Origin of the sequence: Streptomyces sp. NBC_01508 (assembly GCF_045040315.1) — a bacterium.
Lineage (GTDB): Bacteria > Actinomycetota > Actinomycetes > Streptomycetales > Streptomycetaceae > Streptomyces.
Genome location: NZ_CP109419.1, coordinates 2,628,983 through 2,654,746 on the forward strand (window position 1 = coordinate 2,628,983; position 25,764 = coordinate 2,654,746).

Genomic DNA, 25,764 nt, shown 5'->3' on the forward strand with positions numbered 1-25,764 from the left:
CGGTCGTACACAGCGTCGGAGCGTCAGATGCCGCAGGTCGGCGCCGACCAGTAGCGGCCCGAGCGGTGGTCGACGTGCGCGTGGTCGTTGTGTCCGGGGTAACCCGGGCCGAGGATCCCGTTGAAGCCGTGGTTCCGGGCGTTCTGGGCCAGGCCGCACAGCGTGTGCGGTCCGGCGCCGATGTCGGCGGCGTCACCGTAGAGGTGGCGGCTGCCGCTGGCCCCGCCGACCGCCGCGTTGCACGCATGCGAGCGGAATCCGCTGGTGACGCGGAGCGGCTGGTCACCCATCGCGTGCCGCATCGCCTCCAGCTTCCACATGGTGCGCAGGGCGTTGGACTTGGCGGTCGCCGCGCTCACCGCGCCGCCCGACCAGTCGGAGTTGCAGGTGTTGAGTTCGGCGTAGGTGAAGTGGATCGGTGTGCAGTCGTTGTCCTGGAGTTCGTAGATCTTGTTGAAGGTGGCGGGGCCCGCGACGCCGTCGGCGGCCAGCCCGTAGGCGGACTGGAAGCGCTTGACCGCGGCGGCGGTCGCCGGTCCGTAGGCGCCGTCGATGCCGAGTACGGCGCCGTTGCCGGCGTGGCCGGCCACCCGGATCTGGAGCTGGGTCACGGCGGCGCCGCTGGACCCCTGGGAGAGGGTCCCGGACCAGGTGTAGCAGCCGTCGGCCTGCGCGGTGCCGGCGGTGACCACCGCACCCGCCCAGGCAAACGACAGGGTCATGACAAGACTGAGCAGGAGTCGTGCGGTACGTCGGAGCATCGGGTCTCCAGATTCGAGTCGAGAGGTACGGCGAGTCGAGAGGTACGGCCAGGGTGTGGCCAAGATGTACGCCAGAGAGTGGCGTAAGGGTCGACGCGCGTCAACCCGTCCTCGACCAGGGCCACTTGCCGAAGCCAATGACGACGGACGCGGCCCCGCTCCCGGAGATCCGGAACGGGGCCACAGACGGTCACGAAGCGACGGGACTCAGGCGTTCGGCACGGTCTCGTAGCGCGGCGTGCCCTCTTCCATCTGTCGCAGCGCGTCCTTGCGGTCACGCTTCGAGAGGCGGTCGATGTACAGATACCCGTACAGATGGTCCGTCTCGTGCTGGAGGCAGCGCGCGAAGTAGCCCGTGCCGCGCACCTTGATCGGCTTGCCCTGGACGTCCTGACCCCGCACCACCGCGTAGTCGGGCCGCGCCAGCTCCGCGTACGCCGTCGGGACGGACAGGCAGCCCTCGTTGCCGTCCTCCAGATTGCGCTCCTCGGGCGGCAGTTCGTCCAGCACCGGGTTGCACACGACGCCCACGTGCCGTACGCCGTCGTCGTCCGGGCAGTCGTAGACGAAGACCTTCAGGTCCACACCGATCTGGTTGGCGGCCAGGCCCACGCCCTCCGCCGTCCGCTGGCTCGCGAACATGTCGTCCACGAGCGAGGCGAGCGTGTCGTCGAACTCGGTGACATCCGCGCACTCCTTGTGCAGGACCGGATTGCCGACGACGGTCACCGGCCGGGACGTGCCACGCTCGCGGTACGCCAGCTCACGCGCCTCCGCGTCCCGCGTGTCGACCACGAACCCCTCGTCGTCCACGATCCCCTCGCCACCCGCGGTCCCCTCGCCGCCCGCGACGAACCCGTCCCCCCGCTCCGCCCCGGAGGCCCCGCCCTCGGTCTTCTGGTCCGTCTCCTGCTGCGCCATGTCCGCAGTACGCCTTCCTCGGTACCCGCTGCTGCCTGTACACCGCTGCCTGCGCGATGTGCCCGTACAGCCTACGGCCCGCAGGGGCGCCGTCCGCCGCGCTGCCCGAGATACCCCCTACCGGGGGAGGCCGTCAGCAGACCTCTTCGAGGTCCCGCCACTCGCGCGTGTCCGGACTGTCGGCGACCCAGCCGTCGAGCAGCCCGCGGACCAGTCCGGGCGGCGCGGCTATCCCGCACTCGCGCTCGGGCACCCACAGCTCGCCCTCCGTGCGGTGCCCGAGCGGCCCCGGATGTCCCGGCTCGCTGTGGTCGTGCGGGTCCAGATGCTCGCCGTCGCCCTCGGCACTCGGCATCCGGCTCTCCGAGCAGGCCCGGCAGAGCAGTCGTACGGAGGACGACCAGTCCTCGGCGGCGAAGCCCGCGTCGGCCGCCAGCCGCTCCAGGGCGTCCCGGTCGGACTCGGTCGCCGCTTCCAGCAGCACCACCCAGGTCGGCACGGGCGACGGGGCCCACAGCTCGATCTCGTCGAAGACCGGGAAGGCCCGCGCGGAGCCGTTCGACCCCGCGGCGGTCGTCCGCTCGCCGTTCGGCACGCCGTCGTGCAGGACGACCTCGCCCCAGCGGCGGCCCGACGACGGCAGCGGGATGGACAGGATCTCGATCCTGGCCGGGTCGAGCCGGCGGCCCCAGACGACCTCCGCCTCGCCCTCGGGCGAGAGCCGGACGGCCGCGCTGCCCAGCTCCATGCCGACCGGCTCACCGGTCGCGGCGGCCGTGTACTGATTGCCGGGCACCTTCAGGCCGTACGCCTGCCAGGCCCGCCGGGCCAGCGGCCAGTCCTGGAGGGCGGTGGCCGCGATCCCGACGTTCCACCAGTCGGGTGCCCCGGCCTCCTTGTCGAGCAGCGCGACGGCCCGCAGCCCGGCGGCCCGCGCCTGCTCCCAGTCGTGCCGGAACTTGTGCAGCAGCGCCAGGTTGAACCAGGACTCGGAGAGCCAGGGCTCCAGATCCGCCGCGCGAGTGAGCAGCGCGCCCGCGTCCTCGTACCGTCCGTCACCGATCAGCGTGAACGCGCGGTCGGTGGCCTGCCGCCACGAGGCGGAGGGCCGATGCCGTACCTTCCCGAAGATCTTCACGATTCCCGCCTGCCGGTCGCTCGGGTCTGTGCCCCCGTACACCCTCTTGGACTCCTCTTCGCATCCAACCATGCCCGGTCGGACGCTCGCTCCTTACCCATGGGTTACCCAGCCCGACCAGGGGTCAGACCACCACGTGACAGGACGCGCGCCAGGGATTCCACCACCTCGGGCTGGTAGTCGTGGCCGGTGCCCAGACGCAGCCGCTCCAGGGCGCTGAGCGGTCCCGTCGCCCCTCCCCCGCCGCCCGCGCCCGCCCCGGCGAGATCGTCGTACGCGTTGACGGCGCGGACGATCCGGGCCGACAGGGGCTGTTCGCGGTACGGATCGGCCTGCCGCTCCACGACGACGGCGACCGCCGACGGGACCCCGGTCCGGCGTACGACGGCCCCGCCGAGCAGCGCGATCCGCCGCTGCTCGGTGACCGGCAGCAGGGCGGTCGCGCCGGCAGGTACGGGGTCGACGAGCGACAGCTGGCCGATGTCGTGCATCAGCGCCGCGTATTCGAGGACGGTCAGCTCCGCCCCGGAGAGCCCCAGCTCGCGGCCGACCGCGCGGCTCAGCTCGGCGACCCGGTGGGCGTGGCCGTGGCGGGTGTATCCGGCGATCTCGGTGGCGCGGGCGAGCGAGGCGATGGTCTGCCCGTAGGTCGTACGGACCGCCGCGTACCGCCGGAACGACAGCTGCGTCAGCAGCAGCGGCACACAGAGGACGGGCAGCGCCCACAGCCCGGCGACGGCGACGCCGAGCGCCATCACCGCGCCGGTCGCGCAGACGGCCGATCCGATGCCGATCAGGGCGCGCAGTTCGTCACGCAGGAGCGGGCCGTACGGATGGCGGGTACGGGCGCGCAGCATCAGCGCGGCGAGGACCGCGTCGCACAGGGCGGTCAGGATCAGTAGGAGGAGGAGCAGAAGGGCGTAGTACGGGCCCTCGCCGACGCATCTGCCCAACTCGCCGGAGGCCACCAGCGGTTGGAAGCAGACGGCGGCGAAGCCGACGGTGAGCACGCGGCGTGCCACGTGGTCGAGCGCCGGACCGTGGCCGCGGGCGACATGCGGGACGGCTCCGACGAGGACCGCCGCGACGACGACGGCGACGGTCTGCAGGACACCGTGCTCGGCCGGGCGGCCCGCGCTCTGACCGAGCAGGGCGTAGGCGAGGGCCCCGGCGGCGGCGAGGGGCGCGGGCTCGCGCTCGCCCGGGAGGGCACCCCATCGGACGAGTTCGCCGACGGTGATGAGAACGCCGAAGGCGAGGGCGTTGCGGGGCTCGACGACCCCGCGCCAGACGGTCCCCACGAGCCCGAGCCCGGTGAGCACGAGCGCGGCGCCGTAGACGGCGAGGAGGACGCGGGAGGGGCGGGGCGGCGGGGCGTACGGGGCGTTCACGGGCGCCCGCCCGAGGTGCGGGGGCGTGCGGCGCCACCGCGAGCGGGAGGGCGGTCGGGGGCCGGGCCGGGGACGCTGGGAGCGTACAACCGGCCGTGGACGACACCGCCCCCAGCGGCAGGGGACGACGGGGCCGCCCGGTGGCTGGGGCCTGGCCCTGTTCGGAACGTCCCGCCCGGGCCGCGCCACCCGGCACACACCCTCGCCTCCATGGCCCTGCGAGCACGGGAGGTGCGCCCTGTGTGGTCGGAGCCGCCCCAGCACGGCCGGGCCGTCCACAACGCCGGTCCACCGCCCGGCGACCGCCCGCGCCGACGAGTGATCAGCCGCTCGGTCGCGGGCGCGGGCCTCGCCCTTCGGGCGGACGGCGCCACTTCCCGGACACGTCCCGGCCCGTCCGGCGCCTGAGGGCGGGTGTGAGCGCTCGGGCACGAGCCGGGGCCGCCGCCCGGCGGGCGGGTGCGCGGGGCGGTCACCCGGCACCGTCCGGGGCGGTGGGGCCGCCGGGGGGCGGGGTGGTGCGCGGGGCGTCCGGCCGGCGTGCTGGCGGGACGTTTTTTCGCGCGGCGGCGGCGTCGCTCGCAGGCGCCGGGAGCGGCGCCCCGGCGGCCACGGCGGGCGTCTCCCGCGACGGGTCCCGCGACGGGTCCCGTGATGGATCCGGCGACGGATCCCGTGACGGGTCCGGCGACGGCTGCGGTACGGCCGGCCCGGCCGCTGCGTCCCGCGTCTGAGCCGCCCCGGCCTCCGTGGCGGCCCCCGCCTCGTCCGACGTGACCGCCGTCTGCCAGCCGTACCGGTCCAGCGCCCGTACGAGCGCCCGCACCATCCGGGGGTCGAACTGGGTGCCCGCGCACCGCCGCAGCTCCGCCACCGCCGTCGGCACGGGCCGCGCCCGTCGGTAGGACCGGGTGGAGGTCATCGCGTCGAAGGCGTCCGCGACGGCGACGACCCGAGCGAACTCGGGGATCTCGGCCCCCGCCAGGCCGTACGGATAGCCGCTGCCGTCGAGCCGTTCGTGGTGGTGCAGGATCGCCAGCCGGGCCTCTCCGAGGAAGTCGATGCCACGGACGATCTCGTGGCCGTACTCGGGGTGCAGCTCGATGACGCGCCGCTCCTCCGGGGTGAGCGGCCCGTCCTTGCGCAGTACGCGCGTGGGGACGCCGAGCTTGCCCACGTCGTGCAGGATTCCGGCGAACCGGAGGACTTCCAGCCGCTCGTCGGCCATCCCCAGCTCCCCGGCGATCATCGCCGACGCCCGCCCGACGCGTTCGCTGTGGCCGCGTGTGTACTGGTCCTTGAGGTCGACGGCGTGCACGAGCGCCCTGATGGTCGCCTGGTGGGCGGCCCGCTCGCGGTGGTACTGCGCGAAGACCCAGCAGGAGATGTACATGGGCAGCAGCACGAAGAGCGCGGAGAGCGGGCCGTACGGGCTGCGCCACAGCACGGCCATCATCCGCCCGGCCAGCGCGTGCGCGCCGTACGGCGCGAGCGAGCGCGGCAGCAGGCCGCGCCAGGCGGTGCGCACGGGCCGCCGTTCGGCGGTGACGAAGATGCCGCCGTCGAGCGCGCTCAGGACCAGGCAGAAGGCGAGCGCCCCGGCCCCGGCGGGCAGCAGGGCGTACGGAAAGTCGGGGACTCCGGGGGTGGCGTGGCCGGGATGCGCGGTGCCGCCCAGCGCGGCCGGTCCGCCGAGGAGCCGGTGGGCCTGCGCGGCGGCCCAGGTGGCGAGGGCGAGTTGGGCCGCGCGCCACACCCGGCGGACCCCGGCCGGCCGCCGCGCGACCTGGCCGGCCAGCGCGCCGGGGACGGCCACGAGCGCCGCCGCGGCGGGCGGCAGCAGGAACGCGGCGGTGAGCAGCACGGGGAAGAACGATCCGGCGGCGACGGGCACCGAGCCGCGCACCGACCTCCCGAGTAAGCGGCAGCGGGCGGGCGTCTCGCAGAGCGCGTACAGCGCGCCGAGCAGCAGGACGGCGGGCCAGAGGCTGTCCGGCCCCGCCACGGCCCCCGGCCCGGTGCGCGACCCGGGCGGCGTGAGTCCGGGCGGCACGAGTCCGGGCAGCGCGAACGCGGGGAGCACGCACACGAGGGCGCCCAGCACGGCGCAGCCGATATACGCGCGTGCCGCGCCCGGGATGGTGTTCGCCCCGCTCCTCACCGCGCACTCGCCCCCTTGGCACCGGCCCGAAACAAAGGGCCAGGCTAGCCAGTTGGGCACCGGCCCACCGGCTGACGGCGGCGATTAGCACCATCGGGTGATACATGCCAAAACGCACGCGGGGCGCGCCGCGATGTGCGGCGCGCCCCGTAGGCGTGTGACTGCTTGCGGCTGCCGACTACTCGTTGGCGGTGGCCGCCCGGTCCGTGTCGATGTCCGTCACGTCCCGCTCGGGCACGGTGTGCCCGGCCCGGATGAGGTCGATCCGTCCCATGACCTTGGCCCGCAGATCGGTCGGTACGTCGTCATGTCCGCAGCACCGCTTGACCAGCTTCTTCACGGCCTGTTCGAGCCCGTACTTCTCCAGACACGGCGAGCACTCGTCGAAGTGCTCCTCGAACTTGGTGCAGTCCTTGTCCGGCATCTCCCGGTCGAGGTACTCGTAGAGATGGTCGAGAACTTCGGTGCAATCCGTCTCGTGCGGCTCTCCGCAACTCATGAGCCCGAGCCTTTCCGATCGTCCGACGACTTTCCGACGCCGGCCGGGGCAAGCCCGCGCTCGCGGGCGTAGTCCTCAAGCATGCCGCGCAGTTGACGCCGGCCACGGTGCAGTCGCGACATCACCGTACCGATAGGTGTCCCCATGATGTCCGCGATCTCCTTGTACGCAAAGCCCTCTACGTCGGCGAGATACACGGCGATGCGGAACTCCTCGGGAATCGCCTGGAGCGCTTCCTTCACGTCGGAGTCGGGAAGGTGGTCGAGCGCCTGGGACTCGGCGGAGCGCAGACCTGTCGACATGTGCGACTCGGCGCGCGCCAGCTGCCAGTCCTCGATCTCCTCGGCGGCGCTGCGCTGGGGCTCACGCTGCTTCTTGCGGTACGAGTTGATGAAGGTGTTGGTGAGGATGCGGTACATCCACGCCTTGAGGTTGGTGCCCTCACGGAATTGGTGGAAGGAGCCGTACGCCTTGGCGTAGGTCTCCTGCACGAGATCCTCGGCGTCGGCCGGATTGCGCGTCATGCGCAGCGCGGCCGAATACATCTGGTCGAGATAGCCGAGTGCGTCGCGCTCGAAACGGGCGTTGCGCTCGGCGGCGGACTCTTCCTTGTGGCCGTCGTCGGTCCCTGTGTCGGTCCCAGTGACCGGACCCACCTCCTCCAACGCTGCGGCAGGCCCGAAGGCGGACCCACTCGAATCGGAGAATAGTCGACCCTGTGCCGGGGTGGGCTTCGGTGCCGTCCCGGCCGGCGGCCGGACAGGCGCGGTCCTGGGTGCGGAGAGCACCGTCCACTCCACTTCGGTGGCGTGCGACCGGGCGGGGCAGATGGTCGAACCCATGCGACGGACTCCCTTTCCAGGATCTGTGTACCGATATCTCGCACAACAGCCGTCACCCGCGACGCATTCCCGGGCGCCCGGCCACGCTCCGTCAGCGGGCCGACTGTGACCGGATCCACTTCCCGACGCCGTCGGTGAGGACGGTCAGGGCCTCGTCCTGGGTGAGCGTGGCCCGCTTGGGGATCGCGAAGGAGTGGTCGCCGTACGGCACCTCAAGCAGCTCGTAACCGCCCTCGGACGAGGCCTCGGACAGCGCGTCGGACGAAGACCCGGACGAAGACTCGGACGACGCGTCGGGGAACTCGGCGGGCTTCCCGAAGGGGTCGTTGCCGCCCTGGACGACGAGCGTCGGCACTCCGGCCCCGAGCAGTTCGTCGGCGCGGGTCTTCTCCGGCCGGCCCGGCGGGTGCAGCGGGAAGCTCAGTGCCAGTACGGCGTGGGCGCCCAGCTCACGCGCGGTACGGCAGGCGACCCGCGCCCCGGCGCTGCGCCCGCCCGCGACGACGGGCAGCCCGCGCTTCGCCAGCGTCGGCCACAGGGTCCGCCAGCCGGTGTCGAGGGTCTTCGGCGCGGGTGCCAGCTTCTTCCCGGCCACCCGCCACGGCTGCTCGACCAGGGCCACGGTCACCCCGAGCGCGGGCAGCGCCGCGGCGAGCGCCTGGAGGTCGCGCGCCTCGATGCCGCCGCCCGCGCCGTGGCCGAGGGCCAGGACGAGGCGCGCGGCCACGCCCTTCTTGGGAGGGTGCCAGGTGATGCGGGCGTCGCCCGCGGGGGTGTCGACGATCTCGCTCTGCACGCTCCGCATGTCACCAGGATCACATCGGGGGGCGGGATCACCGCGAATCCCCCGCCTCAAAAGAGGGTGCTCTCCTCGGGCGCGGCCAGCTCCTCCAGCAGCTCCGGGCCGTTGTTCCGTACGTTGCTGACGGCCGTCGGCACCGGATAGGCCCGCATCAGCCCCTCCGGGGGCGGCGCCAGCAGCTCGCGCAGTTCGTCCGGGTCCGTACGGGCCGGATCCAGCCAGGCGTCCCACCGGTCGGGCGTCAGCATCAGCGGCATCCGGGGATGGATCTCGGCGAGCGATGCCGGGCCGTCGGCCGGGGCCACCCCGAGCGGGCCGGTCTCCGCCTCGGTGGTGATGACCGAGCAGGTCACCCACCAGGCGTTCGGATGGTCGTCGGGCAGGGTCTTGTCGCGCCAGAACTCGTACAGACCGGCCATGGCCATGACCGACCCGTCGGCCGGGGTGACGAAGTACGGCTGCTTACGGGGCCGCTTCTTCTTGCCCTGCTCCTCCAGCTGCCGCTCGTCGGGGGCGGTGACCCACTCGTAGTAGCCGTCGGCCGGTATGAGGCAGCGCCGGGAGGCGAACGGGCGCCGGAAGGAGGGCTTCTCGTGCACCGTCTCGGCACGTGCGTTGATCATCCGGGCGCCGCCCTCGGGCGTCTTGGACCAGGACGGCACGAGCCCCCACTTGAGCGTGCGGAGCTGCCGTACGGGGGCGGGATCGTCGGCGCCCTTCACCGGGCGCTCCAGGACCGCGTACACCTGTTTGGTGGGCGCCACGTTCCAGTCGGGCGCGAGCGTCTCCTCCGGCTCCCACTTCTCGACCTCGAAGAGCCCGACGAGATCCTCCGGCCTCCGGCTCGCCGCGTACCGACCGCACATGTTCAACCACCCCTCGCCGACCCGACGCACCCGCGCCAGGTCACGCTACCGACACCGGTCCAACACTCGCAGAGTGCCGGTGTATGCCGGGAGGCGGGCCGGAGGCCGGGCCGGCCGTTGCGGCCGACAGCCCTGTCGGGGCCGGGGCGGCCCGCCCCGGCCCCGACAGGGGCAACCGTCGGCTTCGACCCCGCTTCGGTCAGCGGATGTTGACGTCGATGCAGGCGTAGAAGGCGTTCGCGGTGTCGTAGACGTTCCAGACGGCCAGGACCTTCTGGTTGCCGCGGATGCTGCCGAAGTTGACGTTGTGGCTCACGTTCGCGCCGGGCTGCGCACCGCCGTCGTTGAACTCTGCGACCTTGGTGCCACCGACGAAGTACTGCCAGGTGCTGGTGCGGTGCCGCGCCGTCAGCGTCCAGTTGAACGTCTGGCTGGAACTGATGTTGGACCGCTTCCAGCCCTTGCTGTCGTCGCTCAGCTCGGCGAATCGGCCGACGCCGCCGTGACAGTTGTTCTGGCCCTTCGGGCCTTCGACGCTCTGCGGCTCCCACTTGATGTCGCCGCAGGAGACGACGCCGGTCTTGCACTGGTCCTGCCGGCTGGCGGGGGAGTTGATCCAGCCGTGCGCGGAGGCCGTCGGGGCGGGGAGGGTGACGGCGATGATCGGTGCGACAGCCGCGCTCAGGATGAGCGCGAGACGAGTTTTCTTGTGCATGACAACTCCTTCGTGGTGACGCCCGCCCGGACCGGCGCCGCAGACGCGGCCGGCCCCGATCCGTGACGGACTCACTGCGTGTGGGGAACTCGCGAAGGTGCACGAACAATTGCATCGACAGCCAGACAGGTCCGGTGACGGTCCGGGGGTGCGCTGCCGCAGGGGATTCCACTCCAGTGTTCTACTAGGTCTAGACCATGGCAGCCGCTTTCGGGTGTCGTCAAGACGTGAACTGCCCTTGACAGAAGGTGGCTTGAAAACCTCTAGGCATGTTTGAGAAGTAGCGCCGTCCCCCCGCGGGGCAGGCGGGAGTTCCCCAACATGGCCCAGCCGTTGTTCCGGGCACCGGCCCACACCACGAGTGCCACACTGCGACGACGCACACCGTCCTAAGGAGCCGCCCGAGCGATGATCAGCACCGATTTCAGCGGCATCTCGGCCGCCTCGATAGGCGATCTGTGGGATCGCGTCTTCGGCACCCAGCCCGCCCCCGACGACTGGCTGGTGATCGCCACCGCCGTCGTCGCGCTCGCCGCCGTCGTCCCGCACCCCCTGTGGCGGCTGTCGCGCAACGCCGTCACCATCGCCCACGAGGGCGGACACGGCCTCGTGGCCCTCCTCACCGGCCGCAAGCTCGACGGCATCCGGCTGCACTCTGACACATCGGGCCTCACCGTCAGCCGAGGCAAGCCCACCGGCTTCGGGATGATCCTCACCGCGGCGGCCGGCTACACGGCCCCGCCCCTGCTGGGCCTGGGCGGCGCCTGGCTGCTCGCCGCGCACCACACCACGCTGCTGCTGTGGCTGGCGACGGCCCTGCTGCTGGTGATGCTGGTGATGATCCGCAACGCGTACGGGGTGCTCACCGTCGTCGTGACGGGTGCGGCCTTCCTGCTGATCTCCTGGCTGACCGGGCCGACCGTGCAGGCCGCGTTCGCGTACTCCGCCGTGTGGTTCCTGCTGCTCGGCGGCGTCCGGCCGGCGTTCGAGCTCCAGTCCAAGCGGCGGCACGGCGGCGCCCCCGACTCCGACGCGGACCAGCTCGCACGGCTGACGCACGCACCGCCGGCGATGTGGCTGTTCCTCTTCCACGCCGTCTCGCTGTGCTCACTGATCGGCGGAGGCACCTGGCTGCTCGGCCTGTAGGCCGTGTTCGAGAAGCCCCGGATCCTCCGCGAGCCGGTCGGCCGCCCCCATACCACCTTCGTATTACGCCCCGATTTCAACGTATTTGATCGAGATCGGGGTCGTTGTGCAGCCATTAAAGTAAAGGCCATGACCGAAAGCGCCGTGCACCCTGCCCTCTGGCCCGCCCCTCACGCGAGCGGGGCCGTCGAAGCGACGGTCACCGTGCCCGGTTCGAAATCGGTCACGAACCGCGGCCTCGTCCTCGCCGCGCTCGCCGCCGAACCCGGCTGGCTGCGCCGCCCCCTGCGCTCACGCGACACCCTGCTGATGGCGGACGCCCTGCGCGCGATGGGCGTCGGTATCGAGGAGACGGTCTCCTCCAGCTCGGCCGCCGCGGGCTCCATGACCCCGGCACACGGCGCCGGCAGCCCGTCGTTCACCGGCGAGGCCTGGCGGATCTTCCCCAACGGACTGCACGGCCCGGCCACGGTCGACGTCGGCAACGCCGGCACGGTGATGCGCTTCCTGCCGCCCGTCGCCACCCTCGCCGACGGCCCCGTCCACTTCGACGGCGACCCGCGCTCCTACGTACGCCCGCTGCACGGCGTCATCGACGCCCTGCGCGTCCTCGGCGCCCGCATCGACGACGAGGCGCGCGGCTCGCTCCCGCTGACCGTGCACGGCGGCGGCGCGCTGGACGGCGGCACCGTCGAGATCGACGCCTCGTCGTCGTCCCAGTTCGTCTCGGCGCTGCTGCTCTCGGCCCCGCGCTTCAACCAGGGCGTCGAGGTACGGCACGTGGGCGCCACCCTCCCGTCCCTGCCCCACATCCGGATGACCGTCGACATGCTGCGCGGCGTCGGCGCCCGGGTCGACGAGCCGGAGACCGGCGGCGAGCCGAACGTCTGGCGGGTCTCCCCCAGCGCCGTACTCGGCCGCGACCTGACCGTCGAGCCGGACCTCTCCAACGCCCAGCCGTTCCTCGCCGCCGCCCTGGTGACCGGCGGCCGGGTGACCGTACGGGACTGGCCCAGCCGCACCACACAGCCCGGCGACGCGCTGCGCCGGATCTTCACCGAAATGGGCGGTTCCTGCGAACTGACCGCGCACGGGCTGACGTTCACCGGCGGCGGCCGGGTACACGGCATCGACGTCGACCTGAGCGAGGTCGGCGAACTGACCCCCGGCATCGCGGCCGTCGCGGCACTCGCCGACGGCCCCTCCACGCTGCGCGGCGTCGCCCATCTGCGGCTCCACGAGACGGACCGGCTGGCCGCCCTCACCAAGGAGATCAACGAGTTGGGCGGCGACGTCACCGAGACCGCCGACGGCCTCCACATCCGCCCCCGCCCCCTGCACGGCGGCGTCTTCCACACCTACGACGACCACCGCATGGCCACGGCGGGATCGATCATCGGCCTCGTCGTGGACGGCGTGCGGATCGAGAACGTCGCGACGACATCCAAGACCCTGCCCGATTTCCCGCAGATGTGGACCGAGATGCTCGCGGGAGCGGGAGCCTGACGCGATGCGCCGCTACGGCAAGAACCCGGACGAGGACGACATCCGCTCCCGCCCCAACCCCAAGGGCAACCGACCGCGTACGAACATCCGCCCCAAGCACGAGGACGCGGCCGAGGGCATGGTCCTGACCGTCGACCGCGGCCGGCTCACCTGTCTGGTGGGCGACACCGTCGTCCTGGCGATGAAGGCGCGCGAGCTGGGCCGCAAGGCCGCCGTGGTCGGCGACCAGGTGTGGATCGTCGGCGACCTGAGCGGCAAGAAGGACACGCTGGCGCGCATCGTACGGATCGAGAAGCGCCGCTCCGTACTGAGGCGCACGGCGGACGACGACGACCCGTTCGAGCGCGTGGTCGTCGCCAACGCCGACCAGCTCGCCGTGGTCACGGCACTCGCCGACCCCGAACCGCGCCCCCGGCTGATCGACCGCTGTCTGGTCGCGGCGTTCGACGCCGGCCTCGAACCGCTGCTGATCCTGACCAAGTCCGATCTGGCGTCGGCGGACGAACTGCTGGAGACCTACCGGCCGTTGGGGATCCGCTACGTCGTCACGCGACGGGACGAACTGGCCACCGGCGAGGCCGCCGACCGCGTACGCGACTACCTCGAAGGCCGGATGACCGCGTTCGTCGGCCACTCCGGCGTCGGCAAGACCACCCTGGTCAACGCGCTCGTGCCGGACGACCGCCGCCGGACGACCGGCCTGGTCAACGCGGTCACCGGACGCGGCAGGCACACCACCACCTCGGCGCTCGCGCTGCCGCTGGAGAAGGCGGACGGCTGGGTGATCGACACCCCCGGCATCCGCTCCTTCGGCCTGCACCACGTCGACCCCTCGCGCGTCATCCTGGCCTTTCCGGATCTCGTACCGGGAACGGAGAACTGCCCGCGCGGCTGTAGCCACGACGAGCCGGACTGCGCGCTGGACGCGTGGGTGGCCGAGGGGCACGCCGACCCGTCGAGGCTCGACTCGCTGCGCCGGCTGCTCTCCACCCGGGAACGGCGCGAGGGCGACTGATCCCGCCATGTTTGCCGCCCACAAGCCTTGGTAAGTGCATAAACTCACCAAGTCTTGGCAAGCCCCACCAAGGGCGACCAGGGCTCGTCAGGGACGCGGACGGCGGTACGGGAGGCACAGACGATGGCGTGGCTGCTGGTCGTGGTCGCAGGACTGCTGGAGACGGGCTTCGCCGTCTGCCTCAAGCTCTCCCACGGGTTCACCCGGCTCTGGCCGACGATCGCCTTCGCGGTCTTCGCGCTGGCCAGCTTCGGGCTGCTGACCCTCGCCCTCAAGAAGCTCGACGTCGGCCCGGCGTACGCGGTGTGGACGGGCATCGGCGCGGCCGGTACGGCGATCTACGGGATGATCTTCCTGGACGACCTGGTCTCCACGCTGAAGATCGTCTCGATCTCACTGGTCATCATCGGGGTCATCGGCCTCCAGCTCTCGGGCTCGACCCAGCACTGACCACCGCGAGCGGTCCGGCGACGGCCGCGCGCACCAGACGCCCGACGGGCTCACCGTCCGGCGCGACGATGTGCGCGAGGGCGAGGCGTACGGCCAGCTCGCAACCGAAGGCCAGCTCGGCGGACTCCTCCTTCGTACGCAGGACGGGCTCGGGGGTCCGGGCCTGTTCGGATCGCGGCTGATCGGACCGGGCGCGCTCCGGTCCGCGGTACGGCGCCGTACGGCCCTGCTCGGCACGCGCCTGGTCCGCCCGCGCCTGCTCGACGCGCGCCCGCTGCACCCGGCCCGCCTGCACCCGCAGCGCCTCCGTACGAGGCGGGGCTCCGGAGTCCGTACGCCCCCGGCGGTCCGGCCGCCCCGGGTCCAACGCGGCCACGGCCCGGTTGCGTACCGCGGCCACCAGATCCGCCGGCGCGGGCGGCCCGGCGTCCGCGCGCCGCTGGGCGGGCGCGCCCCCCGGAGGGGACGCGGGCAGGACGGGACGGGGCGCCGGGTGGCGTTCGGTCCAGCCATCGGTGAGAAGGGCCCGCAGCAGGGGCCTGGAGCGCGCCTCGGACACCGTCCACTCGGCCACCGACACCAGCCGGTCCACCGGGTCCGCCGGCTCGGCCAGCAGCCGCTCGGCGCCGTACAGGTACAGATCGGCCTCGCGCCGTACCAGGGCACGGGCCAGGCCGTCCTTGCTGCCGAACTCGTTGTAGAGGGTCTGCCGCGAGACCCCGGCGGCCGACGCGACGTCGACCATCCTGACGGCGGACCAGGACTGGTCCGCGAGCGCCGAAAGAGCGGCGTTGAGTAGGGCTTCACGTGCTGTAGGCATCGTCGCCTCCCGGGCCGTCCGGCTCCGCACTCAGAGTTGACGCACCCTCGCGCGCTGTCAAGAGGACGAGGAGCGGGTACGGCTCCCCCACCGGGCCGTAGCCCGATCTTGGACACGGTCGATACTGTGACGACCATGCCCGATTACCACGATGATCTGCGACTCGCCCATGTCCTCGCGGACGCCGCCGACGCCGCGACGATGGGCCGGTTCAAGGCCCTCGACCTGAAGGTCGAGACCAAACCGGACATGACCCCGGTGAGTGAGGCCGACAAGGCGGCCGAGGAGCTGATCCGCGGCAATCTCCAGCGCGCCCGGCCCCGTGACGCCGTTCTGGGCGAGGAGTACGGCATCGAGGGCACCGGCCCGCGCCGCTGGGTGATCGACCCGATCGACGGCACCAAGAACTATGTGCGCGGCGTCCCCGTCTGGGCGACGCTGATCTCCCTGATGGTGGCGGGCGAGGGCGGCTACGAGCCGGTGGTCGGCGTGGTGTCGGCGCCCGCGCTGGCGCGCCGCTGGTGGGCGGCCAAGGGCGGCGGCGCGTACTCGGGCCGCAGCCTCTCGTCGGCGACCCGGCTGCGCGTCTCGAAGGTCTCGCGCATCGCGGACGCCTCGTTCGCACACGCGTCGCTGAAGGGCTGGGAGGAGCAGGGCCGACTCGACGGGTTCCTGGATCTGACCCGGGCCTGCTGGCGTACGCGCGGGTACGGCGATTTCTGGCCGTACATGATGGTCGCCGAGGGCTCGGTGGACATCTGCGCGGAGCCGGAGCTGTCCCTGTGGGACATGGCGGCGCCGTCGGTCATCGTCCAGGAGGCGGGGGGCCGGTTCACGGGCCTGGACGGGCGTGCGGGGCCGCACAGCGGCAACGCGGCGGCATCGAACGGGGTGCTGCACGAGGAGCTGCTGGGCTATCTGAACCAGCGCTACTGAAGCCACGGCCGGCTCCGAACGACGTCGACCTCGCCCTGCCGGCCACGGCGCTGCCCACCAGGCACCCGGTATGCGGGAAGCGGCTCCGGACCGGGGGTGGACGTCATCCTTCTCCCGCAGTCCCCGCGCCCTTCCGGCACATGATTCAAGCCGCCCGTTTGGCTGAATCATGCCTATTTCCGCGAGCTCCGCATATGCCAAGATCGCCAATCAGTTGACCACGAAGGGGGATTCCATGAAGACATCCACACTGAAGCGCGCTGCGGCGCGCGTGAGCGCGGCAGCCGTCATCACCGCTGCGACTGTGGCTCTGACGGCCGGACCGGCTTCCGCCGAGACCGTCGTGCGGTGGTATTCGTACACGGCCGCCGGCGCCAAGGCGTGCAACGCCGCCGCCAATGCGGCCGGGCCGGAGTACTTCTGCAAGAAGCTGAAGTTGTCCGAAAATGCCGGCTACGTATGGGCGCTGACCCGGCCGTAACCACGAGCTGTTCGCACCTGAGCACCGGGGGTTCCGGAGCAGTCACCGAAAGCTCATTCCGGTGACTGCTTCCGGGACCCCCGGTCGCGCTCCCGCTCCCCCTCGACCGACGCCCGCCCGAAGGCAGGCCCCTCCCGCCCTTCGGGCGAATCCGCGGTGCGGCCGACGCGTGCGGGCGAAGACGCCCCCGCCCGCACGGCGTCCGGCGTCCGGCAATTTCTTTTTCAGCGGACGATCGGCCATTCGGGGGATCGGGAATCCTTGGGGCGCCCGGGGCGTGCGGTTGCGATCATCGCGCGCCTGGCGCCTCGCTCCGTCCGCCCCCTTGTTGACTCACCGTGTCGGTGTCACTCTAAGAGTCTCCCCACTTGTGAACTTGTGAATTCGTTCTCCAGCAGAGAGACCGGTTCACCGAGGAGGTGGCTCCATCCATGCTCGTCCGTGACGCCATGAGCACGGTGGTCCTCACCATCGGGCCCACCCACACACTCCGCCAGTCCGCGCAGCTGATGGCGGCACGCCGTGTCGGCGCCGCCGTCGTCCTGGACACCGATACCTGCGGGCTCGGGATCATCACCGAGCGTGACATCCTGATCTCGATCGGCGCCGGACAGGATCCCGAGGTGGAGCTCGCCGGCACGCACACCACCACCGACGTCGTGTTCGCCTCACCGGTCTGGACCCTGGAGGAGGCGGCCGAGGCGATGACGCACGGCGGCTTCCGTCATCTGATCGTCTGCGACGACCGGGGACCGGTCGGCATCGTGTCCGTACGCGACATCATCCGCTGCTGGGCCCCGGTCGGGCGCCGCCCGTCCGCCCTGACCGGCTGAGAGACAAGCCGCGGCGGCAAGCCGGGGCCGAGGGACGGGCCTGCGGCACAGGCCGGACCCGCGGGGCAGGCAAGGACGGTGGTGGAAGCCGGATCCGTCCCGGAACCCGGCTTCCACCACCTCATCGGCGAGGGCTGTCAGCCGCGCAGGGCCTGGACCGCGGTGTCGAGCCGCTTGCCGAAGTCTCCGTCCGCCTGACGGAAGTTGTTGACCGCTCGCTCGGCGATGTCGTCGCGCGAGACCTGTGCGATGAATCCGGCCAAGTTGTCGACGAGCCGCGCCTTCTCGTCCTCCGACATCAGCCGGTAGAGGTTTCCGGCCTGCACGAAGTCGGTGTCCTCGGCGTGGCCGGGAGCCTCGGTGTTGCCGGTGGTGCCGGTGACCGGAGCGGGCTGCCACAGCGGCTTGTCCGTCTGGAACGGGCCGCCGAAGCTGTTCGGCTCGTAGTTCTTGGCGCCCTTGTGGCGGCCGTCGTACAGGAAGCCGTCACGGCTGTTCGTCCGCGCCTCGGTGGCGTGCGGACGGTTCACCGGCAGGTGGTCGGCGTTGATGCCGACGCGGTAGCGGTGGGCGTCGCCGTACGCGAAGAGCCGGCCCTGGAGCATCTTGTCGGGCGACGGGCCGATGCCGGGCACGAAGTGCGCCGGGCTGAAGATCGACTGCTCGACCTCGGCGAAGATGTTCTCCGGGTTGCGGTTGAGCTCCAACTTGCCGATCTCGACCGGCGGGTAGTCCTCGTGCGGCCAGACCTTGGTCAGGTCGAACGGGTTGAAGCGGTAGGTGGCCGCGTCCGACGCCGGCATGACCTGGATCTGCACGGTCCAGGACGGGTAGTCACCGCGCTCGATGGACTCGCGCAGGTCGCGCTGGTGGCTGTCCGGGTCGGCGCCGGCGAGCACGGCGGCCTCCTCGGAGGTGAGGTTCTTGATGCCCTGGTCGGTCTTGAAGTGGTACTTGACCCAGAAGACCTCGCCGGCCTCGTTGTTCCACTGGTAGGTGTGCGAGCCGTACCCGTTCATGTGGCGCAGCGTGGCGGGGATGCCGCGGTCGCCGAACAGCCAGGTCACCTGGTGCGTCGACTCGGGGCTCAGACCCCAGAAGTCCCATACGTTGTCAGCCTCCTGGCTGCCCGTGTACGGGTCGCGCTTCTGGGTGTGGATGAAGTCGGGGAACTTGATGGCGTCCTTGATGAAGAACACCGGAGTGTTGTTGCCGACGAGGTCGTAGTTGCCCTCCTCGGTGTAGAACTTCAGCGCGAAGCCGCGCGGGTCACGCACCGCGTCGGCCGAGCCGAGGTTGCCGGCCACGGTGGAGAAGCGCAGGAAGGTCTCGGTCTGCTTGCCGACCTCGGAGAGGAACGCGGCACGCGTCCACCGCGAGACGTCACGGGTGAGCGTGAAGGTGCCGTACGCGCCGGCGCCGCGGGCGTGCACGATGCGCTCCGGTATGCGCTCACGGTTGAAGTGGGCGAGCTTTTCGAGAAGAGCCTGGTCCTGAACCAGCACGGGACCGCCCGCGCCCGCCGTCTCGCTGTTCTGGTTGTCGGCTACCGGCGCGCCGGCCTCCGTAGTAAGCGGTCCCTGCGTCACGTGCGCCTCCTGCGTCATACCTGCTGAACCTGTCGCTCGGCGATTGCCTGTTCCGATCCTACGATGGACTTTGTCTAAGTCAAGCAAAGGTCCAACTCCACACTTGTTCGGGATCTGGGCGCGTTCGCTGTTAAGCTGATCGGTATGAGTGACCTGTTGGATCGACTTCGCGAACGCGGCTGGCGGATGACCGCCCAGCGCCGTGTGGTGGCCGAGGTTCTTGACGGGGACCACGTACACCTCACGGCGGACGAGGTGCACGCACGCGCCGTGACCCGGCTGCCCGAGATCTCCAGGGCGACGGTGTACAACACCCTGGGCGAGATGGTGACGCTCGGCGAGGTCCTGGAGGTCTCCACGGACCGCCGCGCCAAGCGGTACGACCCGAACGCCCACCGGCCCCACCACCACCTGGTCTGCGCGCACTGCGGCACGATCCGCGACGTGCACCCGCTGGGCGACCTGCTGGCCGACCTGCCCACGACGGAGCGTTTCGGTTTCGCGATCTCGGACGTCGAAGTGACGTACCGGGGCACCTGCCCCAACTGCGCCCGCGCCTGAGCCTGTTGAAGCCGCCGAGGCCCTTACGGCCGGGCGCCCCGGCCGCCACGTGAACACGACGAAGGCCCGGATCCTGTATCGGATCCGGGCCTTCGCCCTTCTTCAGTAGCGGGGACAGGATTTGAACCTGCGACCTCTGGGTTATGAGCCCAGCGAGCTACCGAGCTGCTCCACCCCGCGTCGTTGAACTCGACATTACGTCACCCCGCCGACCAGCGCAAATCCCTGTTTCGACCGTCGCGCGGGCGGTGGTCGGCGGCGAGGTCGGCGGCGGTCACCCGCCGGCGACCGCCGCTCACGCGGTCAACTCCTGATGCAGCGCCTCGCGCAGCCGCGCGGCGCGCTCCGACACCTCGGACGGCCCCAGCTCCACCGCGCGGGCGCACCAGCGCTGCCCCTCGGCCAACTCCCCACGCCGGGCCGCGAGCAGCGCGAGCCGCAGCGCCGCGCGGCCGTGGCCCGCCTTCGCCGCGCGGGACCACCACAGCGCCGCCTCCCGCTCGCTGCCCTCGCGGGCCAGCAACAGCCCCAGGTTGAAGGCACCGTTGCGGCTGCCCGACTCCGCCGCCGCCCGGTACCAGCGCGCCGCGTCCGTCATGTCGCCGCGGCCTGCGGCGAGCATCCCGACCCGCACCTGCGCCCGCCGGTGACCGTGCTCGGCCGCGCGCTCGTACCACTGCTCACACTCGGTCTTCTCCGGCCGCGTCTCACCCAGCGCCGGCGCGCCCTGCGGCGGCTGCCGCGCGTCCAGCGCCGTCGCCAGCCGGAAGGCCGCCTCCGCGCTGCCGCCTCCGGCCGCGCACCGCAGATGCCGCTCCGCCGCCTGCTCGTCGCCGTCCCTGAGGCACGCGATGCCCACCTGGAGCGCCGCTTCGGTGTGCCCGGCCGCCGCTGCCCGCTCGTACCAGACCAGGGCCGTTCGGTCGTCGTCACGGCCCGCGTAGAGGATGCCCAGGTTGAACGCGGCGTCCACGCTGCCCGCCTCGGCCGCCTTGGAGAACCACGGCTCGGCGCCGGTCGGGTCGGCGGCCTGGAGGAGCAGTACGGCCAGGGCGTTGGCCGCCTCGCGGTGCCCCGCGTACGCGGCCCGCCGGTACCACTGCTCGGCCTGGGCCGTACGGTCCTGGGCCGCGCAGAGCAGCCCAAGGTTGTAGGCGCCGTTGACGTCGCCCGCGTCCATCGCGGCCCGGTACCAGCGCTCGGCGGTCTGCTGCTCGCCACGTGCGGCGTGCAGCGCGCCCAGCGCGTTGGCGGCGTTGCCGTCGCCGTCCTGGGCGGCCCGCAGCCACCAGACGGCGGCGCTCTCCTCGTCACCGGCGTCGCGCAGCAGGAAACCGAGGGCGCAGGCGGCCCGCGCCTCGCCGTCCTTGGCGGACGTCAGATACCAGCGCCCGGCCTCCTTCAGCTCACCGCGGCTCTCCAGGATCGCGCCGAGGTGCAGCGCGGCGCGGCGGTGCCCCCGGGCGGCGGCCTGCCGGTACCACTGGGCGGCCTCGGCGAGCAGCGACTGCCCGGCGTCGGCGGCGGCGCCGTCGACGCCGGGGGGGACCTCTCGGACCCCGGAACCCGCGCCGTCGGCCGCGCCGTTGGCGTGCCCGTTGCGGTTGCCGCCCCCGCCGCCGTTCCCGTTCCCCGCGCCCGTGATGACCGCGCGGACGGTGTTGCCGGTACGCGCGGCCTGCCGCGCCCGCCGCTCCAGCGCACGCGCGAGGCGGTACGAGGCCTCCCGGTGCCCCTGCTCGGCGGCGGCCCGCAGCCAGCGCTCCGAACCGACGTCACTGCGGTGCTCCAGCAGGTCGGCGAGCGCGTAGGCGCCCAGCGCGTGCCCCTGCTCGGCGGACTGCCGCAGCCAGTACTCAGCGGCGGGCTCGTCGCCCTGCTCGCGGTAGTGCCGGCCGAGCGCGTGGGCGGCGGCGGCCGAACCGGCGACGGCGGCGACGCGCCACCAGCCGGCCGCCTCGTCGGTGTATCCGCGCTGGTGGAGGAGGACACCCAGGTTGTTCGCCGCGGCGCGGTCGCCCTCGGCGGTCGCGGCGCGCAGGTACTTCTCGGCCGCGTCGAGATCACCGCGGCGCAGCAGCAGCGCGCCGAGCACGCTCATCGACGCGACGTCGCCGCCGTCGGCGGCACGCCGGTGGCGCGCCTCCGTCTCGGCGTCGGCGCTCTCCGTGGGGCCGCCGGCGGCCGTCGCGCCGGTCGCGCCCGTGGAGTTATCGGCGACGGCGGCATTCTCCGCCTGTCGCTGTACAAACCGCCCTGTCTCCAACAGAGTTGCCCTGTCCCCCATAAAATCCATCGTTGCACCACCTGTTACCCGCGTACACCTGGTATATCGCGGCCACCAAGGTCACTTCAGCGTTTTGTCGACATGCCCACAGAGAGACAACTCAAACGCCTCTCCGGCCAACTCGCCACTCCTACCGCTCACTTCACCGACGGACGGTCACCGACCAACCACGAACAGGCACGAAGACATCACAACGCGCGGCAAAGGCCCGGATCCAGTTCGGATCCGGGCCTTTGCCGATAAGTAGCGGGGACAGGATTTGAACCTGCGACCTCTGGGTTATGAGCCCAGCGAGCTACCGAGCTGCTCCACCCCGCGTCGTTGTTTCTCAACCGTACCACGACGCGGGGTAGTTGCTGATCAGCTCTTGTCGTCGCTCCCGCCCGCCGGCGGCTTGGCCGGCTTCGCCGCGGACTTCTCCGCGTCGGCAGCACGCTCCAGGGCGTCCTGAAGGGCCTCCTGGGACTTCCCGTACGCCTCCCAGTCCTGCTTCGCCAGCGCGGCCTCACCGTCCGTGTACGCCTTCTGGGCGTCGGCGATGGCCTTCTTGAGCGCGGCGTCGCCGGTGGCCGGCGGCGTCGTGTCGTCACCCGGTGGTGGCGTCGTCTCCGGCGGCGGCTCGGTGCCGTCGACACCGAACACCGCGTTCAGTGCCTCGGACAGACTGTCCTTGAAGACCGGCTTGCCTCCGTAGGAGACGGCGACCTTCTTCAGCAGCGGGTAGTTCGCGCTGCCGCCTCGGGCGTACACCGGCTCGATGTACAGGAAGCCCCCGTCGAGCGGCACCGTCAGGAGATTGCCGTACTCGATGTCCGAGTCGGTGCCTCTCATGTCCCTGACGAACGTGGCCACTTCGGGCACGCCGTTCAACTCGCTCTGCACCTGTTGTGGGCCCTGAACCGTGGAGGTCACTCTCAGGACTCTGATCGTGCCGTAGTCCTTGCTGGTGGCGTCGGCGTCGACCGCCATGAACGCCCCCAGATTCGGACGTCCGTTGGGGGTGAAGGTCGTCGTCAGCGAGAACTTCTGGGACGACTGCCCCGGCATCTTCAGACTCAGGTAGTACGGCGGGACCGCACTGTTGTCCTTGTTCGTCGGGTCGTCGGGCACCTGCCACGCGTCGGAGCCGCTGTAGAACTGGGCGGCGTCCTCGACGTGGTAGCGGGTGAGCAGCTCGCGCTGGACCTTGAACATGTCCTGCGGGTAGCGCAGGTGGGCCAGCAGATCCGGCGCGATGTCCGCCTTCGGCTTCACCGTGTTCGGAAAGGCCTTCATCCAGGTCTTGAGGACCGGGTCCTCGGTGTCCCACTGGTACAGGTTGACCGAGCCGTCGTACGCGTCGACGGTGGCCTTCACCGAGTTGCGGATGTAGTTGACCTGGTTCTGCTGCGCGACGACCGCGCGCTGGTTGTTGGTCAGCGAGTCGGTCGTGGTGTCGCCCAGCGTCGTACGCGACGCGTACGGATAGCCGTTCGTCGTGGTGTAGGCGTCGACGATCCACTTGATCTTCCCGTCGACCACGGCCGGGTAGGCGTCGCCGTCGATGGTCAGCCAGGGTGCGACCGCCTCGACGCGCTCCTTCGGCGTGCGGTTGTACAGGATCCGCGAACCTTCGCCGATGGCGCCCGAGTAGAGCATCTGCGGCTCGCTGAACGCCACGGCGTAGGCCGCGCGGTTCACCGGGTTGGAGAGATCGACGCCGCTGTTGCCCTTGTAGCTGGTGGTCCGCTCACCGTTCTTCTCGTAGTCGAGCTCCTTCTGCGGGCCGCCCACGATCGAGTACTGCTGGGTCTTCTCGCCGTAGTAGATCCGCTGCTCGTACTTGGGAAGCTCACCGGTGGTCGGCAGGCCGGACTCCGTGAAGTCGGGCGCGCCGATCGTGCCGCCGCCGTTCTCGTCGGTGACCGTCCCGGTGCCCTTGGACGTGATCGCCCCGTACCCATGGGTGTACGTGAAGTGGTCGTTGATCCAGTTGCGCTTGGGGATACCGGCGATGTTCAGCTCGCGCAGACCGATGACCGTGTCCTGCGGCTTCCCGTCCGGGCCCTCGTAACGGTCGACGTCCAGCGTGTCCGGGAACTGGTAGTACTTGCGTTCCTGCTGGAGCTGCTGGAAGGCGGGCGAGACGACGTTGGGGTCGACCAGCCGGTAGCTGGCGGCCGAGTCGGCCGCCTCGCGCTGCTGCGCCTTCTTGTCGGGATCGCCCTTGCCGGAGTAGTCCGTCACCTCGGCGTCGTCGATGCCGTACGCGGCGCGCGTGGCATCGATGTTCTTCTCGATGTACGGGGCTTCCTTGGCCTGCTCGTTCGGCTGGACCTGGAACTTCTGCACGATCGCCGGGTAGAGACCGCCGATGAGGATGGCGGACAGCACCATCAGCCCGAAGCCGATCACCGGCAGCTGCCAAGTGCGGCGCCAGAGTGTCGCGAAGAACAGCACGGCGCAGATGGCGGCGATGCAGAACAGGATCGTCTTCGCCGGCAGATAGGCGTTGGCGTCGACGTACCGCAGGCCCGTCCAGTTGCCGGTGGCCTTGAAGTCACTCGACTTGACCGCGAGCCCGTACCGGTCGAGCCAGTACGCCACGGCCTTGAGCGACACGAACACACCGAGCAGCACCGAGAGATGGCCGGTGGCCGCGCCCGTCGCACGCGCGCCGGGGCTGGTGACGCGCAGCCCTCCGTACAGATAGTGCGTCAGCGCGGCGGCGATCAGCGCCAGCACGACCGCGGCGAAACCGAAGCCGAGCATGAAGCGGTACCAGGGCAGATCGAACGCGTAGAAACTCACGTCCAGGTTGAACTGCGGGTCCTTCTGCCCGAAGGGCACCCCGTTGACCCACATCAGCCAGGTGCGCCACTGACCGGCCGCGGAGGCTCCGGCGATCAGCGCCACCAGGGCGGTGATCCCGGCCAGCACCCACTTCTTGTACGGGGCGATACCCATCCGGTACCGGTCGAGGCTCTGCTGCTCCAGCGACATCGCGCTCAGCGGCGGACGCAGCCGGTGCGCCAGCCAGATGTTCACGCCGACGGCAGCCGCCATAAGCAGACCGAAGACCGCGAACAGGCCGATCTTGGTCCAGAGGGTGGTGGTGAAAACGGACGAGTATTTCACCGAGCGATACCAGAGCCAGTCGGTCCAGAACCCCGCGAACATGACGAACAGCATGGCCAGGACGGCCAGGATGCCCAGTGTCATGAGCAGGGTCCGGGCACGTCTGGACGGCCGGCCCACTCTGATCCGTGGCCCGGTCGGGCCTCCGCCGCGGTCCGGCATCTGGAAAGCCAACGTGCGCACCTCGAAGTTCGCGGTCGTGTGAAAGCAGCTGAATCAGCGTCTGTAAGCGGGCTCCAGCGATCGTAGGGCCCACCTATGCAACTTACTGAGGCTTTACCTAGTTCCCGCACGGGGGTCGGAAGGAGGCAGGATGTTGGCCATGCCCAACCTTTCCTCCTCCGATTCCTCCCCGTCCTCGTCCGATCAGCCGTCCTCGGCATCGGGTCCGGTCGCCTCGACCCCCATCACCAGAGCGGTGCTGGAGATCGACGAATACGCCTCCGGCCTGGGCTGGGACCAGCCGGCCAGGCTGTTCGCGCTCGTCGACACGGCCCGACTGCGCTCCGACGAACCGGAGCTGGCCACCCAGCTCGGTCTCGACGACGGCTCGACTCCCGCCCCGCTCACGCCCGTGGAGCAGGACGAGATCCCGGCGGGCACCCCGCTCGACGAATTCCTCGCCACGATCGCCTGGCCCGGCGCGGTGGCGGGCTGCGCGATCACGGTGGAGCGTCTGATGCTGCCGCCGTCCGCCGAGGCGTCCGTGCCGGACGGCCTGGACGAGTCCGCGCTCGTGGACTGGGTCGCCGCCCACCCGGACCGTCAGGAGGTACGGATGACGGTCGCCGTCCTGCGGGACGGCACGCGGGACTCGGCGCTGCGGCTGCGCGAGAAGGACTCGCCGACCCAGGTGCTGACCGGCGCGGGGCTGGTCCCGGGCCTGGCAGAGGCCCTGTCCGCCACGTTCGAGGCGTAACGCCCGAC

General features: G+C 71.3%; 22 protein-coding genes, 2 tRNA genes and 1 pseudogene. 9 read left to right on the forward strand and 16 right to left on the reverse strand.

Annotated elements, in window-relative coordinates; translation table 11 throughout:
* Positions 1–23 precede the first annotated feature (23 nt).
* The 10 genes from OG700_RS11835 to OG700_RS11880 all read right to left on the reverse strand — a co-directional run bounded on the left by OG700_RS11835 (position 24) and on the right by OG700_RS11880 (position 10,096).
* Complete coding sequence (locus OG700_RS11835; protein WP_405612578.1) at positions 24–761, reverse strand: D-Ala-D-Ala carboxypeptidase family metallohydrolase; 738 nt, start codon at positions 759–761, stop codon at positions 24–26.
* Positions 762–968: 207 nt separating this feature from the next.
* Positions 969–1,682 (reverse strand): peptide deformylase, encoded by a 714-nt coding sequence (gene def, locus OG700_RS11840; RefSeq protein WP_405612580.1) that lies wholly within the window; start codon positions 1,680–1,682, stop codon positions 969–971.
* Positions 1,683–1,815: 133 nt separating this feature from the next.
* Positions 1,816–2,820 (reverse strand): tetratricopeptide repeat protein, encoded by a 1,005-nt coding sequence (locus OG700_RS11845; protein WP_405621617.1) that lies wholly within the window; start codon positions 2,818–2,820, stop codon positions 1,816–1,818.
* A 104-nt stretch (positions 2,821–2,924) separates the two neighbouring features.
* Positions 2,925–4,211, reverse strand: coding sequence for an HD-GYP domain-containing protein (locus tag OG700_RS11850; RefSeq protein ID WP_405612582.1), 1,287 nt, complete (start codon positions 4,209–4,211; stop codon positions 2,925–2,927).
* Between the two features lie 472 nt (positions 4,212–4,683).
* Positions 4,684–6,372 (reverse strand): HD domain-containing phosphohydrolase, encoded by a 1,689-nt coding sequence (locus OG700_RS11855; RefSeq protein ID WP_405612584.1) that lies wholly within the window; start codon positions 6,370–6,372, stop codon positions 4,684–4,686.
* Positions 6,373–6,550: 178 nt separating this feature from the next.
* Positions 6,551–6,871, reverse strand: a complete 321-nt coding sequence (gene rsrA, locus OG700_RS11860; RefSeq protein WP_405612586.1) for a mycothiol system anti-sigma-R factor — start codon at positions 6,869–6,871, stop codon at positions 6,551–6,553.
* Entirely contained in the window at positions 6,868–7,527 is a 660-nt protein-coding gene (locus OG700_RS11865) for a sigma-70 family RNA polymerase sigma factor (RefSeq protein WP_405612588.1), read from the reverse strand. Before OG700_RS11865 ends, rsrA begins: the two co-directional genes overlap by 4 nt.
* 277 nt (positions 7,528–7,804) lie before the next feature.
* The gene (locus OG700_RS11870) at positions 7,805–8,518 is read right to left on the reverse strand and encodes an alpha/beta family hydrolase (protein ID WP_405612590.1); all 714 of its coding nucleotides are present in this window, start codon (positions 8,516–8,518) and stop codon (positions 7,805–7,807) included.
* Between the two features lie 47 nt (positions 8,519–8,565).
* On the reverse strand, positions 8,566–9,381 hold the full coding sequence (locus OG700_RS11875) for an SOS response-associated peptidase (RefSeq protein ID WP_405612592.1): 816 nt from the start codon (positions 9,379–9,381) through the stop codon (positions 8,566–8,568).
* Positions 9,382–9,580: 199 nt separating this feature from the next.
* The gene (locus OG700_RS11880; protein WP_405612594.1) at positions 9,581–10,096 is read right to left on the reverse strand and encodes a lytic polysaccharide monooxygenase auxiliary activity family 9 protein; all 516 of its coding nucleotides are present in this window, start codon (positions 10,094–10,096) and stop codon (positions 9,581–9,583) included.
* A gap of 408 nt (positions 10,097–10,504) precedes the next feature.
* Here OG700_RS11880 and OG700_RS11885 point away from each other — a divergent pair, with 408 nt between their 5' ends.
* The 4 genes from OG700_RS11885 (at position 10,505) to OG700_RS11900 (ending at position 14,213) form a co-directional block, all read left to right on the forward strand.
* The gene (locus tag OG700_RS11885) at positions 10,505–11,242 is read left to right on the forward strand and encodes a M50 family metallopeptidase (RefSeq protein ID WP_405612596.1); all 738 of its coding nucleotides are present in this window, start codon (positions 10,505–10,507) and stop codon (positions 11,240–11,242) included.
* 129 nt (positions 11,243–11,371) lie between these two features.
* Positions 11,372–12,748, forward strand: a complete 1,377-nt coding sequence (gene aroA / locus OG700_RS11890; RefSeq protein WP_405612598.1) for a 3-phosphoshikimate 1-carboxyvinyltransferase — start codon at positions 11,372–11,374, stop codon at positions 12,746–12,748.
* A 4-nt stretch (positions 12,749–12,752) separates the two neighbouring features.
* Positions 12,753–13,763 (forward strand): ribosome small subunit-dependent GTPase A, encoded by a 1,011-nt coding sequence (rsgA, locus tag OG700_RS11895; RefSeq protein WP_405612600.1) that lies wholly within the window; start codon positions 12,753–12,755, stop codon positions 13,761–13,763.
* Positions 13,764–13,886: 123 nt separating this feature from the next.
* Positions 13,887–14,213: a DMT family transporter gene (locus OG700_RS11900; RefSeq protein ID WP_405621619.1), complete on the forward strand. Its 327-nt coding sequence runs from the start codon at positions 13,887–13,889 to the stop codon at positions 14,211–14,213.
* Between the two features lie 328 nt (positions 14,214–14,541).
* On the opposite strand, the pseudogene OG700_RS11905 reads toward OG700_RS11900, so the two are convergent.
* Positions 14,542–15,033: pseudogene (locus tag OG700_RS11905) on the reverse strand (TetR/AcrR family transcriptional regulator); the annotation flags it as partial.
* 135 nt (positions 15,034–15,168) lie between these two features.
* Between OG700_RS11905 and hisN the strand changes: the two are divergent.
* The 3 genes from hisN (at position 15,169) to OG700_RS11920 (ending at position 17,283) form a co-directional block, all read left to right on the forward strand.
* The gene (hisN, locus tag OG700_RS11910) at positions 15,169–15,969 is read left to right on the forward strand and encodes a histidinol-phosphatase (protein ID WP_405612602.1); all 801 of its coding nucleotides are present in this window, start codon (positions 15,169–15,171) and stop codon (positions 15,967–15,969) included.
* 235 nt (positions 15,970–16,204) lie between these two features.
* Positions 16,205–16,450, forward strand: a complete 246-nt coding sequence (locus OG700_RS11915; protein WP_405612604.1) for a hypothetical protein — start codon at positions 16,205–16,207, stop codon at positions 16,448–16,450.
* 431 nt (positions 16,451–16,881) lie between these two features.
* The gene (locus OG700_RS11920) at positions 16,882–17,283 is read left to right on the forward strand and encodes a cyclic nucleotide-binding/CBS domain-containing protein (protein ID WP_405612606.1); all 402 of its coding nucleotides are present in this window, start codon (positions 16,882–16,884) and stop codon (positions 17,281–17,283) included.
* A gap of 137 nt (positions 17,284–17,420) precedes the next feature.
* On the opposite strand, the gene OG700_RS11925 is transcribed toward OG700_RS11920, so the two are convergent.
* Complete coding sequence (locus tag OG700_RS11925; protein WP_405612608.1) at positions 17,421–18,890, reverse strand: catalase; 1,470 nt, start codon at positions 18,888–18,890, stop codon at positions 17,421–17,423.
* A gap of 126 nt (positions 18,891–19,016) precedes the next feature.
* Here OG700_RS11925 and OG700_RS11930 point away from each other — a divergent pair, with 126 nt between their 5' ends.
* Positions 19,017–19,433, forward strand: a complete 417-nt coding sequence (locus OG700_RS11930; protein ID WP_405612610.1) for a Fur family transcriptional regulator — start codon at positions 19,017–19,019, stop codon at positions 19,431–19,433.
* A 106-nt stretch (positions 19,434–19,539) separates the two neighbouring features.
* Here the strand turns inward: OG700_RS11930 and OG700_RS11935 are convergent.
* From OG700_RS11935 to OG700_RS11950, 4 genes are all read right to left on the reverse strand, one after another.
* Positions 19,540–19,613: transfer RNA gene (locus OG700_RS11935), tRNA-Met, on the reverse strand.
* Positions 19,614–19,728: 115 nt separating this feature from the next.
* Positions 19,729–21,729 carry a sel1 repeat family protein gene (locus OG700_RS11940; RefSeq protein WP_405612612.1) on the reverse strand — a complete coding sequence of 667 codons (2,001 nt, stop codon included), beginning with the start codon at positions 21,727–21,729 and terminating at the stop codon, positions 19,729–19,731.
* 235 nt (positions 21,730–21,964) lie between these two features.
* Positions 21,965–22,038 (reverse strand) — tRNA-Met (locus OG700_RS11945).
* Between the two features lie 42 nt (positions 22,039–22,080).
* The gene (locus OG700_RS11950) at positions 22,081–24,999 is read right to left on the reverse strand and encodes a UPF0182 family protein (RefSeq protein WP_405621621.1); all 2,919 of its coding nucleotides are present in this window, start codon (positions 24,997–24,999) and stop codon (positions 22,081–22,083) included.
* 151 nt (positions 25,000–25,150) lie between these two features.
* Between OG700_RS11950 and OG700_RS11955 the strand changes: the two genes are divergently transcribed.
* The gene (locus OG700_RS11955) at positions 25,151–25,756 is read left to right on the forward strand and encodes a PPA1309 family protein (protein ID WP_405612614.1); all 606 of its coding nucleotides are present in this window, start codon (positions 25,151–25,153) and stop codon (positions 25,754–25,756) included.
* Positions 25,757–25,764 lie beyond the last annotated feature (8 nt).